The organism is Streptomyces sp. NPDC043726, from assembly GCF_056436565.1.
In genome coordinates this window covers 450040-464252 of record NZ_JBWKCI010000004.1, presented here as the reverse complement: position 1 = coordinate 464252, position 14213 = coordinate 450040, and the positions used below count along the sequence as shown (strand labels likewise).

The window sequence follows — 14213 nt, the reverse complement described above, 5'->3', positions numbered from 1 at the left end:
CGAAGGTCCCCCATTCGTAGGAGTCCCGGTGACGCAGAGTGGACAGGGCGAGGAGCCCTCGGCGCGACCCGCGCGCGAAGGCATCGTGCTGCCCTCCGACGGAGGCGAGCCCCTGCTCCCGGGCATGACGGGCGGCTACGGCGGCCCCCAGCACCCCGCCCCCACGACCCCGCCGCCCGCCCCGGCGGCCGGTCAGGCCTGGAGCGGCTCCTGGGGCCCCGACCAGCCGCAGCCCCCGGCGGCCCCGGCCCCGGGACAGGGCTGGACGCCCCCGCCCGCGCAGCCCTGGGACGCCCCGTCGTCCCAGCCCCTGCCCCCGGAGGGCGCCCCGGCACCGTCGTACGGCGGTCAGCAGCAGTACGGCGGCCAGGACTACGGAACTCCTTCGCAGGACTACGGCACACCGTCACAGGGTTACGGCACCCCTGCCGCCCCGGCGTACGGCACCCCGCCGCAGGACCACGGCGCTCCTGCCCCGGACTACGGCACCCCGCCGCAGGCCTACGGCGCTCAGGGCGCCCCCCTGCCGCCCGCCCACGAGGCTTCCGCCGGCGCGCTCCCGCCCGCCGCTGCCTACGGGGACGAGGGCGCCACGCAGTACATCCCGCCGGTCGCGGACGACGGCGCCACGCAGTACATCCCGCCCGTCGCCGACGACGGCGCGACCCAGTACATCCCGCCGGTCGGCGGCGGGGCCCTGCCGCCCGAGGTCACCCCCGAGGCGCCCGGCGAGAGCACCACGGTGCTGGGACGGGTCCGGCCGGACGCCGCCCAGAACCCCGTACAGCACCCCGGGCGGAACTCCGCGCCGAACCCGGACGCCGAGGCCACGCAGTTCATCGCGCCCGTCCCGGCGGGCGACGGCGAGCGGCAGCCGCCCGCCGAGTTCGACAGCCTCTTCCGCAGCGCCCCGGGCGACTCCCCGGCCGGGGCCACCCAGCAGCTCCCGCGCTTCCAGCAGCCGCAGCCGCAGCCGCGCGGCGGCTCCCAGCAGCCGCCGTTCATCCCCAGGCGTGAGTCGTACGACGACGAGGACCGCCGTCGTGGCGGCCGTACCGGATCGCGGGTGCCGCTGTTCGCCGCCGTGGGTGTGGCGATCGCCGTCGTCGGGATCGGCGCGGGCGCGCTGCTGGCCGGTGGCGGCGGGGACGGCGGGGGCGACGACAACAAGACCGTCGCCGCCACGGCCCCGGCGAGCGCGTCGGCGTCGGCCTCGCCGTCCGCCGACCCGGCCGAGGCGCAGGCCGTGGAACTGGACAAACTGCTGGCCGACAGTGGCGACAGCCGGACCATGGTGATCAACGCCGTGGCCGATGTGAAGGCCTGCACCAACCTCTCCCAGGCCGCGAAGGATCTACGGGACGCGGCCAAGCAGCGCACCGCCCTGGTGACCGAGCTGGGCACCCTGTCCGTGGACAAGCTGCCGCAGAACACCGAGCTGACCGGCGCCCTCACCAAGGCCTGGCAGGCGTCCGCGTCGGCCGACGACCACTACGCGGCGTGGGCCGACCAGGTGGCCAAGCGCAAGGGCGCCATGTGCAAGAAGGGCCAGGCCCGCAGCACCCCGCAGACCGTGGCCGGCAACACGGCCAGCGGGACGGCGAGCACCGAGAAGGCCAAGGCCGCGGGCCTGTGGAACTCGATCGCGAAGACCTACGGCCTGACCGAGCGCCAGCCGACCCAGCTGTAGGACGGTCGCGGGGCGGTCAGTTCAGGTCGGCCTGCTGAAGGGTCTTCGTCACATCGATGAAGCCCTTCCGGGCCGACACCAGCCGGCCGTCCCGTACGACCTGGAGGGTCACGTCGGCGTTGACCAGCTGCGGGAACCCGACCGAGGCGAGGGACTCGGAGTACTCCCAGCTCAGCTTGGGCGTGAGCCCGCCCGTGCTGATCTCCAGGCCGTCGTCCAGGGCGCGGCGGACCGAGCGGGCGTTCACCTCGGCGTCGCCGATGGAGTCGACCACGGCCTTGAAGACGGTGTACGCGATCCAGGTGGTCTGCACTCCGGCGTCCGCGGGGTCGATGCGGTTGTCGCCGAAGGCCTGCTCGCTGATCACCTTCTTCATCTCAGCCCAGCGCTGATCGCTGGCGACGGGATACCAGCCGGTGATGTACGCCCCCTCGTACGGTCCGGACTTGCCGCCGGAGGCGTCGATCACGGTCTGGTCGACGCTGCCCAGCACGGTCGCCGTGCGCACGCCGGGGAACTCCTCGCGGCCACGCCGGAAGGAGTCCATGAAGGTGCTGGTGCGGTCCCCGAGGGCGGGCACCACGCAGCCCGGGCTCGCCGGGTCCGTGCTGGTGTACTCGAGCGCCCTCTCCGACTGCACCGAGTACTCGGTGGCGTCCTCCGCCGCCAGCTGGTCGCCCGCGTCGGCGTGGCCGCCCGCGGACAGGCCGGAGTTCAGCAGCGGGGGCAGCTCGTCGCCCGCGATGCTGTCGGGCCGTACGAGGGCGACGGGTCCGCAGTTCTTGGCGAGCTCCCGGCCGAGGCCGGCCAGCAGGCTGGGCTGGCCGCCGTTGACGGGGTAGGACAGCGGGCTGGTGAACTCGGCGCCGGTGACGCCGTAGCCGCCTATGTAGGGGATGCCCGCGCTCTCCAGCGTGGGGAAGAAGGAGTCGGCGTACTGGCTGTAGGAGCCGACGACGGCGACCACGTTCTCGTCGACGGCACGCTCGGCGCACTTCGCGGCGGAGACGCTGTCGTTGTGGTCGTTGCAGTTCAGCACCCGGAGCTTGCGGCCGTTCAGACCGCCCTGGGAGTTGATCCAGCGGGCGTAGGCCAGCGCGAGCGCGGGCATGCCGGGCTTGTTGGTGGCGCTGGTGTCCTGGGGTGCCCAGGTCATGACGGTGATCGGATCGCCCCCGGCGCCCCCCGAGACACCGGGGATGACCCCGCAACCGACGGCGAGCGATGCGCACGCGACCAGGGCCGCCGCTTTGCTCGCGGTGGCTCTGACGGGTCGGGTGAGCGTGGGGAGGTGGGTATTGCGGTTGCGCCGCCTGCCGGTCATGGACACGCACGATTCCGTCACATCGCTAACCGTGAAGCGACCCAAGGGCAACAGAAGGTGACGACAAGGTGAATTGAGGGGGCGCCTGGGCCTCGCGCGGGCGGGAACGTACGATCGATGACCGTGCAAGGTTCGGAGAACTCTTCCCGTCGCGGCCGTCGCTCATCCACCATGGGCGGCATGCCACTGAACGACATGCCGTGGTGGCGCTGGCGCAGCAATGTGCGCTCCGCGCTGCACATGCTCTCCGACCCCGGGTTCCAGCGCGACGTCTGGCTCGCCGGTGTCGACGGCTACGGAGACGTCACCGATGCCGTGTACCGCCTGGTCGAGGACACCTGGCTGGACAACTGGTCCGCCGAGAAGTACGTCGGCACGATCTTCCGGGACTCGCAGGAGGCGGCGCTCGTCGACACCGCCGTGCTGCGGGTGCTGCGGATCATGCACCAGGTCGGGCCGGACGCCCCGGTCGCCGCGTACCTGGAACACCAGGGCTGGCCGGACGCGGTGCGGGCGGCGCGGGACGCGCACGTGCGGATGGCGGCGAGTGACGGGGACGACCCGGACACGCCTCCGAGCACGCTGGAGGTACTGCGGATCATGACGAGGTCCGCGTAGCGATCCGGCCGGTGGTTCGCCCGGCGGTCCGGCCCGTGGTTCGCGGAGTGGGACGGCTGTGATCGCGGGACTCCGTTTGTGGGACCCTGTGGGGCATGAACGAGCAGTCCACCCGAGCCGCGGTCCCCACCGACCAGTACGTCCTCACCCTGTCCTGCCCGGACAAGCAGGGCATCGTGCACGCCGTGTCGAGCTACCTCTTCATGACCGGCTGCAACATCGAGGACAGCCAGCAGTTCGGCGACCACGACACGGGTCTGTTCTTCATGCGCGTCCACTTCTCGGCGGAGGCGCCGGTGACGGTGGACAAGCTCCGGGCGAGCTTCGCGGCGATCGGTGACTCCTTCCAGATGGACTGGCAGATCAACCGGGCCGACGAGAAGATGCGCATCGTCCTGATGGTCTCCAAGTTCGGGCACTGCCTGAACGACCTGCTGTTCCGCGCCCGGATCGGGGCGCTGCCGGTGGAGATCGCGGCGGTGGTCTCCAACCACACGGACTTCGCCGAGCTGGTGGGGTCGTACAACATCCCCTTCCACCACATCCCGGTGACGAAGGACACGAAGGCGCAGGCCGAGGCGCGGCTGCTGGAGATCGTGCGCGAGCAGAACGTCGAGCTGGTGGTGCTGGCTCGCTACATGCAGGTCCTCTCCGACGACCTGTGCAAGCAGCTGAGCGGCCGGATCATCAACATCCACCACTCCTTCCTGCCGAGCTTCAAGGGCGCGAAGCCGTATCACCAGGCGCACACGCGGGGTGTGAAGCTGATCGGTGCGACGGCGCACTACGTCACCGCTGACCTCGACGAGGGGCCGATCATCGAGCAGGAGGTCGAGCGGGTCGGGCACGACGTCACGCCGGACCAGCTCGTCGCGATCGGCCGGGACGTGGAGTGCCAGGCGCTGGCGCGGGCCGTGAAGTGGCATGCGGAGCGGCGGATTCTGCTCAATGGTCGACGGACGGTCGTGTTCGCCTAGTGGTTCGGGGGCTTCGGGTTCGCGGGCGGCTGCGGGTTGGTCGTGGTTGCTCGCGCAGTTCCCCGCGCCCCTGAACGCCGGACCAGTGGACCTGCCTTCAGGGGCGCGGGGAACTGCGCGACCAGCCCCCACCGGGCCCGCAGTCGCCGACGATCCGCGACCCGCCCCTACATCCGGCTCAACGAAGCCACCGAGAACAGCACGTCCTTGATGGCCTCCCGGTCACCCACCTGCCCCGCCGCCGCCTCCGTCGGAGACACATGTCCCGCGGCCAGCTGGCAGAACTCCACGCCGTCCAGCGCCACATGCGCCACCTCGTGCTCCTCCGAGCCCACCGTGCCCGGTGAGTCCAGCGGGATCAGCCACTCGCCTCCACCCGCCCCCTCGATCTCCAGCCGCACGCTCCGGCCGGGCCCGCCGGCCAGGCCGAGGTGGCGGCCGTGGGCGGGGGCCGCGAGCCCGTCCTGCCGGCGCCGCGCCAGCGCGACCGGCAGCATCCGGGCAGCGAGGTCGATCATGTCGTGCAGATGCCGGCCCGACGGCGGCTCGTACGGGTAGTCCACGGCCTCCGCGATGTCGCCCGCGTGCACCCAGCACTCGAACGCCCGGTCCAGCAGCGCGTCATGCAGCGGCAGCTCGAAGTCGCCGTAGGAGACCGGCATCCCGCCCGCCTGGCCGCCGGTGAAGGACGCCGTGCGGACCAGGTCGTGGCTCTGTTCGCGCCAGGGCGCGCGGACCGAGCGGGTGGGCGGGAAGTGCGAGGCGCGCCAGAAGGCCTCGGTTCTGGAGGACGGGGTGGGCCGGTCCGCGGGGACGTCGCCGAGCGGGTCGTCCAGGCCCAGCGCGACCGCCACCAGGCCGTCGACGGTCAGCAGATGGGCGATCACCCCGGCGACCGTCGTACGGCGGCTCGTCGCCTCGTCGGCCCGGAACCACCGCAGCCGCACGGGCGCGTGCCACTCCGCGTCGCCGAAGTCCTGGAGCAGCGCGTCCAGACGCGCGGTCTCGGCGTCGTACGCCGCCGCCCAGCCGGGGACCGGGATGCGCGGCGGGCGGCGCTCCAGGCAGCTCTCCAGGACCCGGGTGCGCAGGGCGGGGTCCAGGTCGAGGCTCTCGGCGCGGTGCAGCAGGCCCACGGCCTCGCGCAGCCGCAGCGCCTCGTCGGCGCAGGAGCCGCAGTCGCCCAGGTGAGCCTCGACCGCGAGGGTCTCCTCCGGCGAACAGGCGGCCAGCGCCCACGCGCCGAGCAGGGACTTCAGCACCGGGTGCTCCAGCGCGAGCGGCGCCGGGTCGGGATCGGTGAGGTCGGGCAGGGGGCGGCCGGTGTCCTCGACGGAGGCCCGGGGGAGCGGTATGCGCGGCGGCTGCTCGGGACCGTTGCTCGGGCCGTTGCCGTTGCCGTTCCCGGGCCCGTCGGACCCCGTGCCACCGCCGTTCTCGTGCGTCTCCTCGCCCTTCGACTCGTTCTTCGGCTCGTTCTTCGGCTCGCCCTCGTGATCGTCGTACTCCTCGAACCGGCCCGTGTCACTCACACGGCACCCCCGTATCCCGGCGGTGCGCCGGCGTCGTGGGCCGTGGACAGCAGTTGCAGCCCCAGGCGGAGTCGGCGGCGGGCCTCGTCCTCCGTGACGCCCAGGTCGGTCGCCGTCTGGCGGTAGTCGCGGCGCTGGAAGTAGGCCTGCTCCAGGGCGGCGCGCAGGGGCAGGGGCATGGCCTGGACGATGTAGTCGGCGCGGGCCGCCACGGACGCGTGCCGCACCTTGCGCTCCAGGTCCTCCGGGGTGCCCTGGTCGCCCTGGGTGAGCGAGGCGCGCAGCCGCTGCACGGCGAGGCGGTGGGTGAGGTTCGCCACCCAGGAGCGCAGCGGGCCCTGCTTGGGGTCGTAGGCGTCGGGGTGCTCCCAGACGTGGGCGAAGACCTCGCGGGTGACGCCGTCGGCGGCGCGCTCGTCGCCGAGGACGGTGTGGGCCAGGCCGTGCACGAGGGAGGCGAACCGGTCGTAGAGCTCGCCGAGGGCGGCCGCCTCACCGCGGGCGAGCCGCTGCTGCATCTTGCGGTCCCAGCGGGGCGGTGCGTCCTTCTTCGCCATGCGGCCCCCCTCACCTCACACTGCCTGTGCCCTGGTCAAGCCTGCTCCCACCGTCTCCTCGAATGTAGTCGGCACCTCTGACAGCGCACGCCCCTTTGTCGCAATGTGCGCCCCCTGGAAGGCCGAGGGTGATAGTGAACCGTCGCCTACCCGGCCTAATTCTGACCGAACAAGACCGAAGGCGACTGAAACAAGCCTCTTTCCATTCCTTTCCGTTTCTGGGCCCGTGTTTCAGGGCACAGCCGCTGGGCAGCCGCGCTGCAAGGAAGCGTAGGGACGGCTTCCACTTTGCGGGGGGTCCGGCGAGCGAAGGGCATGGCGGTGGCGTTCAAAGTGACCTGCGGGGAGCAGGACGGGTGGGCCGTGCTGCGGGTGTCGGGCGAACTGGACCTGGTGACCTCGCCGGTGCTGCGCCAACGCGTCCACGACGAAGTGGCCGAAGGACGCCACAGCCTCGTGCTCGACCTGTCCGAGGTCTTCTTCTGCGACTCCAGCGGCGTCGGCGTGCTCATCGCCGCCCGCCGGCTCGTCCGCTCCTGCCGGGGGAGCCTGCGCCTGATCCTGCCCGCCCACGGCGCGGAGGAGGGCTCCCACGTCAACCGCGTCCTCGGCGCCCTCGGCGTCCGCCGCCTGTTCGACGTCCACCCGGACCTGGACTCGGCGACCGACGCGGAGTCAGGCCCGCTCTCGGCGTAGCGGACCGGCGCTCTGCCACGCCGTTGTCCCAAAATTCCCCCGGTCTTGGCACAACCGTCGCTTTCCCGCGCCGAGGCGCCCCCCGGCGTCGTACGCTCCGTGCCAGACGCATCCCACGTGACGTAAAGGCGGCACGAAAAGACATGGTCAGCAGCGAGTACGAGCGCAAGATCGCCGCCCGGTTCGCCACCTTCGACCAGGACGGCAACGGCTACATCGACCGTTCGGACTTCAACGCGGCGGCCAAGGCGCTGCTGGCGGAGTTCGGTACGGCGGCCCGGTCCGACAAGGGCCAGGCGCTGTACAGCGGCGCCGAGGCGTTCTGGCAGGGCATGGCGGGAATAGCGGACCGGGACGGCGACCAGCGCATCACGCGGGACGAGTTCGTGGGCGGCGCGGTCAAGCGGCTGCGCGACAACCCCGACCGGTTCGCCGAGATCGCCCGCCCCTTTCTGCACGCGGCGCTCGCCGTGGCCGACTCGGACGGCGACGGAGCGGCCACGGTCACCGACACCGTCCGTGTGCTGACCGCCTTCGGCGTCCAGCCGGACATCGCCCGGGCCGCCGCGGACACGCTCGACGCCGACCACGACGGGCGGGTGGAGGAGTCCGAGATCGTGACCGCCTTCGCCCGGTACTTCACGGTCCCCGAGTAGCGCTATTGCCCCGTCCCCGAAACCGTCCCCTTCCCTTTCCCCTCCCTCGTCCCCGTCCCCGAATAGCGCTCCCTGAGCTTGTACTTGAGCACCTTGCGCAGGGTGTCGTTGCGCGGAAGGGCGTCCACCACCTCCAGCCGCTCCGGCAGTTTGTGCACGGACAGCCCTTCCGCGCGGAGATACTCCGTCACCCGCGCGAGGCTCAATTCCTCCGCTCCCGGCGGCTGTTCGACCACCGCGCAGACGCGCTCCCCGCGCTCGGCGTCCGGCAGCCCGACGACGGCCGCGTCCGCGACCGCAGGATGCCGGTGCAGCAGGTCCTCGATCTCCTTGGCCGAGATGTTCTCGCCCTTGCGGATGATCACGTCCTTGAGCCGTCCGGTGAGCACCAGATGCCCGCCGTCGGTCAGCCGCCCCAGGTCACCGGTGCGCAGGAACCCCTCCGCGTCGAACGCCTCCGCGGTCTGGCCCGGATCCAGATAGCCCCGGCACACCGCCTCCCCGCGCAGCCGTACCTCCCCGTCCACGATCCGGATCTCCATCCCCTCCGGCGGCCGCCCCTCGGTGGTGGCGAGCAGCTCGGGATCGTCGTCCGGGTCGCCCATGGTGATCATCGGCACCTCGGTCATGCCGTAGCCGTGGGTCAGCTGGACGCCCATCTCCCGGACGACCGCGTGATACAGCTCCGGCGGCTTCGGCGCCCCGCCGCCCGCGAGCAGCCGGAGCGTCGGAACCACCTTGGCGCCGGGCCGCTTGCGCTGCTCGGTCAGGAACATCGAGTAGAACGCCGTCGACCCGCCCGCCATCGTCACCCCGTGCCGGCGGTAGTCCTCCAGCGCGTCCGGCAGTGCGAACTGCTCGAACAGCACCGCCGGGAAGCCGTACAGCAGCAGCATCACCATGTAGTCCGGGCCGCCTATGTGGGCGTAGGGGAAGGCGATCGAGCCGACGTCGGTGGCGGTCGGGCGCAGGGCGTGGGCGAGGCAGGAGCCGCCCGCGATGAGCGAACGGTCGGTGTGGAGCACCCCCTTGGGGTCGGAGGTGGTGCCCGAGGTCCAGTAGATCCAGCGCACCGAGGTGCCCTCGGCGGGCGGGGCGGGCAGCGCCCGCGGGTCGCCGTCCGGGAGGCGGTCGTACGCCTCGAGGACGCCCTTCGCGCCGAGCCGTCGCGCCATCTCCGTGTGGTCGAAGCCGCGCCAGGTGCCCGGTACGGCGAAGTACTCGGCCTGGGACTCGCGCAGCGCGAAGCCCACCTCGCGGTCGCGGTAGAAGGGGATGACCGGCGACTGCACGGCGCCCAGGCGGGCCAGGGCGAAGGAGAGCACGGCGGTCTCGATCCGGGTGGGCAGTTGCCAGGCGACGACCGTGCCGGGGCGCACGCCCATGGCGTACAGACCGGCCGCCACCCGCTCGGCACGCGCGCGTAGCTCGCCGAAGCTCAGGGAGCGGTCCCCTTGGAGGAGGACGGGCCGGTCCGGGGTGAGGTCGGCGCGGCGGGCGAGCAGGTCCCACAGGGTCCGGGCGGAGCTCAGGTCGGTTGCGGTGTCGGTCACGGCGACGACTCCCCTTGCTGACGGTGCGTCAGATAGTGGGCAGAGCGTAGGACTCGCCGCCTTGTCGGTCCAGGGGTGCGGGGCTAGCCTGAGCTGACGGATCGTCAGATTGGTGCCGCCGTATGGATCTCGCGTACACGCCCGAGGAAGAGCAGTTCCGGGCGCGCCTGAGGCAGTGGCTCGGCGAGGTGCTGCCGACGCTGCCCCCGGCCCCCGCGCCCTCCGACTGGCCCGGCCGTCGTGCCTACGACCTCGGCTGGCAGCGCAGGCTCCATGACGCCGGGTACGCCGACGTCCACTGGGACGCCTCCCCGACCCTGCGGCTGATCTACCTGGAGGAGACCGAACGCGCGGGCGCGCCCTATGTGGGCGCCAACTTCGTCGGCCTCCTCCACGCGGGCCCCACCATCGCGGCCGAGGGCACCCCCGGGCAGCGGGCGCGCTGGCTGCCGCCGATCCTGCGCGGCGCGGAGGTCTGGTGCCAGGGCTTCAGCGAACCCGGCGCCGGCTCCGACCTCGCGGCGCTGCGCACGCGCGCGTGGCGCGACGGCGACGACTATGTGGTCACCGGCTCCAAGATCTGGACCTCGCACGCCGAAGTCGCCGACTGGTGCGAACTGTTGGTGCGCACGGACCCTTCGGCGCCCAAGCACCGCGGGATCACCTGGCTCGCGATGCCCATGGACGCGCCGGGGGTCACCGTACGGCCGCTGCGGACCCTCGCCGGGTCCACCGAGTTCGCCGAGGTGTTCCTGGACGAGGTGCGGGTGCCGGTCGCGAACCGGGTCGGCGCGGAGAACGACGGCTGGCGCGTGACGATGGTGACGCTGTCCTTCGAGCGGGGTACGGCCTTCGTCGGCGAGGTGGTGGCCTGCCGCCGCGTGCTCCGTGAACTCGCCGCGCAGGCCCGCAAGAACGGCCGCTGGGACGATCCGGTGCTACGGCGTCGGCTCGGCCGGCTGAACGCCGAGTTCCGCGCGCTGTGGCGGCTCACGCAGTGGAACGTGAGCGAGGCGTCGGTGAACGGGGTGCCGGGCGTCGGCGGTTCGGTCTTCAAACTGAGGTATTCGCACGCGCGGCAGGAGTTGTACGACGCCGCCGCCGACGTCCTCGGGCCCGACGCCCTCGATCTCGACCGGCCCTGGGTGCTCGACCGGCTGTCGTCGCTGTCGTACACCATCGCGGCCGGCACCTCGCAGATCCAGCGGAACATCGTGGCCGAACGGATCCTGGGGCTGCCGAAGGGGCGGTGAGGGCGCGGTTCCGAGTGCGGGCGGGACAGCGGGCGTCGCGGGCTCGACGGCTGGGGGACGAGAAGGCGGTGACGGTGTGCGTTTCCAACTGAGCGAGGATCAGCGGGCCTTGAAGGCCGGTGTGCGGGAGCTGCTGGACCGGCGCTTCGGTGCCGACGTGCTGCGGGCCGCCGTGGAGGAGCCGCGGCTGGACCGGGGGCTGTGGCGGGAGCTGGGGGAGGCGGGGTTCTTCGCGCTGCGGGTGCCCGAGGCGGACGGCGGGGTCGGACTCGGGCTGCCGGAGGCCGTGTTGGCCTTCGAGGAGGCGGGACGGGCTTTGCTGCCGGGGCCGTTGGCCGCCACGCATCTCGCCGCGGGCACGGTGCCGGGTGCGGCGACCGGTGAGACGGTCGTGACGGCGGTGGACGCCGGCCTGGTGGAGTGGCTGGCGCAGGCCGACGTGGTCCTCGGGGACGCCACCGGAGCCGTACCCCTGCGGTCGGCGGACCCGCTGACGCCGCTGCACCGCACTCCCGGGGCCGCGGGTCCGGCGGATCCCGTCGCCGTGCTGCTCACCGCGGCCGAGCAGCTCGGGACCGCCACGCGCGCGTGCGAGCTGGCCGTGCAACACGCCCGGACCCGTGAGCAGTTCGGGCAGCCGGTCGGCGCCTTCCAGGCGGTCAAGCATCTGTGCGCCGACCTGCTGGTGCGGGCGGAGACGGCCCGTGCCGCCGTGTACGCCGCCGCCGTGACCGAGGACCCCGCCGACATCGCGGCGGCCCGGCTGCTGGCCGACGAGGCCGCCGTACGCGGCGCCCGCGACTGCCTCCAGGTGCACGGCGGCATGGGCTTCACCTGGGAGTGCGAGGTGCATCTGCATCTGAAGCGGGCGTGGGTGCGGGCGCGGCGTGGCGGTGGCGGTGCGGAGAGCGAGGAGTCGCTCGCGGCCGAGTTGATCGCCTGAGACGAGAAAAGGGCTCCTGGGCTGCGGAACCCGGACTTCCGGCCGTATTGATGTCGCGGATTGTGGCATACCGGAACTACGGAGCGTTGATATCGGGTTGTGTCCTAGGTGTGACTCGTCACGGCCCGGAGTCAGGGCCTCGCTCCGGTACCTTGTGTGGGATGCGAGTGGTTCCGAGCACGAGCCATGCCGGAGTGGCCCTTGAGGCGGCTCCGGATCCGGCGATGCGCGCCGGTTCTCGCAGGGCGGGCGCGGTTTCGTCCCCCGCCTGTTCGACTCCCCGTCAAGAGCGTCGCACAGTATCCCGCACGGGTACTCCTTCGCGCTGGAATATGCCCGAAGCGCTTGTTGGGGTGACTGTACGTCAACCATGCTTTCTCGTAAGGGATTCACGTTCCGTGATCCTGGCTCCGGCCATTGTTCTGGTCATGCAAAAAATGGCTACGATCGTGGCCCTCGCGAGGCGCGGGGCTATGAGTCCGCCGGTTCGGATGGTGTGAGCGGTGCAGGTGCTTCAAGTGCAGCTGGAGATCCGGCCCGACCCCGCTGAAGTGGGGCGAGCCCGGAGGTGGGCCCGCTCGCGGCTCGCCGGATCCGGGATAGGGGCCGACGAGTCGCTGTCGGAGACCCTGATCCTGCTCGTGTCCGAACTGGTCACCAACGCCGTCGTGCACACCGGCTGCCCCGCCGTGCTGCGGCTGTTCCTGCCCGGCGTCCCGGCCGACGCCGAGCCGGTCACCGTCCGTCTGGAAGTGGTCGACGCCAGCGGCCGGGCCCCGGTGCCGCGTTGCGCGGGCAGCGGGGAGACCGGCGGCCGCGGCCTCGCCCTCGTCGACGGCCTCGCCGACCGCTGGGGCTGGATGCCCGACGGCCACGGCAAGCGCATCTGGTGCGAACTGGACCGCTGCGCCGACGAACGCCAACCCGCGGCGGCCTACGGCGGCGGCGCCTTCGAGGGGTTGGCCTACGAGGCCGTGTGAAGCGCGCGTGCCCGCCCCGCACATCGCCGCATGCGCCACGCGCCCGCGGTGCCGGTGCGGCCCTCGGTGTACGCCTAGGGGTGGCGGCCCCGGTCCCTTGCGCCGCAAGTCGCGCGGTGCGCCGGACGCTGCGCGATGCGCCGGGACATGCTTCAGTGTGCGCCTGCCGCATATGGGGCATAAGTAATAAATCAGTGAACAGGTGTTGACGACTCGTGCCCGTTTGATCACGCTTGTGGTCAGCGATTCGCCGCGAGGGGACGACGAGGGCTTCGGTGACGGGAGCCCTCGACGAGTGTGGGTCGTGATTCGGCGCCGGCTCCCTCAGGGCCCGAGGAGCAGCCGGGGCGGGTGCGCCGGAGTGGGATGGCGGTGCGCGCTGCCGTGCTCGGGGCGGGCAGATCGCGCGCCGCCAGCCGCACTTCACCGGCTCAGAGGACTGCCACCGGCGCCACCGGAGCGCCTGTCGCGCCGACGAACGGCTCGGGAGTCGCCGACAGCAGGAAGCTGTAGCGGCCTTCTTGTCCACAGGCTGTGGACAACTCTTCGAGATTCCAGTTCTGCCCCTGCGGCATCCCCATCTCCACCAGGTCGAGGGCGTGGACGGGAAGCCACAGATTGTCGATCTCCGGCGGGAAGATCTCGAAGGTGAGGGTGTCGTTGGCGACGGCGGCCACGTCCCGCGCGTGGAACCACTCCGGGGTGCGGATCGAGAGTCCCGGCGACGGATAGCCGTAGGCGTGCTTGTCCCCGGCGAGACACACCCGCATCTGTCCGGTGCGTACGAGCACGATGTCGCCGGCCCGCACGCGCGTGCCCGCGAGTTCCTCGGCGGCCTCCAGGTCCTCCGGCGTGACGGCGTGCCCGCCCTCCAGGCGTTCCACGCCACGCGCGCGTGCCACGTCCAGCAGCACCCCGCGCGAGATGATGTGCCGGGCCTTCGCCATCCCGGCGAACTCGGCGCCGCCGTGCGCGGTGACGGTGCCGGCGGGGCGGCCGTTGTAGAGCCGGCCGGAGTGCGAGACGTGCGGCAGGGCGTCCCAGTGGGTGCCCGCCTGGAGTCCCATGGTCACGGCGTCGTCGTTGCACGCGACCGTCCCCGGGCCGAACAGCTCCTGGTTGATCTGCACCATGACGTGCAGCGGATTGACCCGCCCCGGGATCATCCCGGTCTGCACGCCGTCCTGTTGCAGGGGCAGCGCGAGCGGAATCCGCCGTCCGCTGCGGACGCGGGCCGCGGCCTCGCGGACGACCTCGTCGGTGATCAGGTTGAGGGTGCCCAGTTCGTCGTCGGCCCCCCAGCGGCCCCAGTTGTTCACGCGCTTGGCGATGTCGTGGAACACGTCCGGCAGTGACATCGGTCCCTCCCCGGGGCTTGTCTCCGACTGTCCGGCGGGTCATAAAATCTAACGGTCCGTCAGAAACCGCGGGAAG

Annotated in this window: 13 protein-coding genes; 8 read left to right on the top strand and 5 right to left on the bottom strand. The window is 72.1% G+C overall.

What is annotated here, in order from left to right:
* Nucleotides 1–28 precede the first annotated feature (28 nt).
* The gene (locus AC068Z_RS14300; RefSeq protein WP_478554906.1) at nt 29–1690 is read left to right on the top strand and encodes a hypothetical protein; all 1662 of its coding nucleotides are present in this window, start codon (nt 29–31) and stop codon (nt 1688–1690) included.
* 16 nt (nt 1691–1706) lie between these two features.
* On the opposite strand, the gene AC068Z_RS14295 is transcribed toward AC068Z_RS14300, so the two are convergent.
* Nucleotides 1707–3014: an ABC transporter substrate-binding protein gene (locus AC068Z_RS14295; RefSeq protein WP_478554905.1), complete on the bottom strand. Its 1308-nt coding sequence runs from the start codon at nt 3012–3014 to the stop codon at nt 1707–1709.
* A 117-nt stretch (nt 3015–3131) separates the two neighbouring features.
* On the opposite strand from AC068Z_RS14295, the gene AC068Z_RS14290 reads away from it, so the two are divergent.
* Complete coding sequence (locus tag AC068Z_RS14290) at nt 3132–3632, top strand: SCO4402 family protein (protein WP_478554904.1); 501 nt, start codon at nt 3132–3134, stop codon at nt 3630–3632.
* Nucleotides 3633–3727: 95 nt separating this feature from the next.
* The gene (purU, locus tag AC068Z_RS14285; protein ID WP_478554903.1) at nt 3728–4609 is read left to right on the top strand and encodes a formyltetrahydrofolate deformylase; all 882 of its coding nucleotides are present in this window, start codon (nt 3728–3730) and stop codon (nt 4607–4609) included.
* A 167-nt stretch (nt 4610–4776) separates the two neighbouring features.
* Here purU and AC068Z_RS14280 read toward each other — a convergent pair whose 3' ends face one another.
* A complete protein-coding gene (locus AC068Z_RS14280) occupies nt 4777–6141 on the bottom strand; it encodes a maleylpyruvate isomerase N-terminal domain-containing protein (RefSeq protein ID WP_478554902.1) in 1365 nt (454 codons plus the stop codon).
* Complete coding sequence (locus AC068Z_RS14275; protein ID WP_478554901.1) at nt 6138–6698, bottom strand: sigma factor; 561 nt, start codon at nt 6696–6698, stop codon at nt 6138–6140. The genes AC068Z_RS14280 and AC068Z_RS14275 overlap by 4 nt, the downstream gene beginning before the upstream one ends.
* 315 nt (nt 6699–7013) lie before the next feature.
* On the opposite strand from AC068Z_RS14275, the gene AC068Z_RS14270 reads away from it, so the two are divergent.
* Both AC068Z_RS14270 and AC068Z_RS14265 read left to right on the top strand, forming a co-directional pair.
* Nucleotides 7014–7394: an STAS domain-containing protein gene (locus AC068Z_RS14270; RefSeq protein ID WP_478554900.1), complete on the top strand. Its 381-nt coding sequence runs from the start codon at nt 7014–7016 to the stop codon at nt 7392–7394.
* Nucleotides 7395–7537: 143 nt separating this feature from the next.
* Nucleotides 7538–8050: an EF-hand domain-containing protein gene (locus AC068Z_RS14265; RefSeq protein WP_478554899.1), complete on the top strand. Its 513-nt coding sequence runs from the start codon at nt 7538–7540 to the stop codon at nt 8048–8050.
* Nucleotides 8051–8052: 2 nt separating this feature from the next.
* Here AC068Z_RS14265 and AC068Z_RS14260 read toward each other — a convergent pair whose 3' ends face one another.
* Nucleotides 8053–9603 carry a class I adenylate-forming enzyme family protein gene (locus AC068Z_RS14260; protein WP_478554898.1) on the bottom strand — a complete coding sequence of 517 codons (1551 nt, stop codon included), beginning with the start codon at nt 9601–9603 and terminating at the stop codon, nt 8053–8055.
* A gap of 122 nt (nt 9604–9725) precedes the next feature.
* Here AC068Z_RS14260 and AC068Z_RS14255 point away from each other — a divergent pair, with 122 nt between their 5' ends.
* The 3 genes from AC068Z_RS14255 to AC068Z_RS14245 all read left to right on the top strand — a co-directional run bounded on the left by AC068Z_RS14255 (nt 9726) and on the right by AC068Z_RS14245 (nt 12779).
* Nucleotides 9726–10856: an acyl-CoA dehydrogenase family protein gene (locus AC068Z_RS14255; protein ID WP_478554897.1), complete on the top strand. Its 1131-nt coding sequence runs from the start codon at nt 9726–9728 to the stop codon at nt 10854–10856.
* Between the two features lie 76 nt (nt 10857–10932).
* Nucleotides 10933–11799, top strand: a complete 867-nt coding sequence (locus tag AC068Z_RS14250) for an acyl-CoA dehydrogenase family protein (RefSeq protein WP_478554896.1) — start codon at nt 10933–10935, stop codon at nt 11797–11799.
* 503 nt (nt 11800–12302) lie between these two features.
* On the top strand, nt 12303–12779 hold the full coding sequence (locus tag AC068Z_RS14245; RefSeq protein WP_478554895.1) for an ATP-binding protein: 477 nt from the start codon (nt 12303–12305) through the stop codon (nt 12777–12779).
* 431 nt (nt 12780–13210) lie between these two features.
* On the opposite strand, the gene AC068Z_RS14240 is transcribed toward AC068Z_RS14245, so the two are convergent.
* A complete protein-coding gene (locus AC068Z_RS14240; RefSeq protein ID WP_478554894.1) occupies nt 13211–14137 on the bottom strand; it encodes a cyclase family protein in 927 nt (308 codons plus the stop codon).
* Nucleotides 14138–14213: the final 76 nt, after the last annotated feature.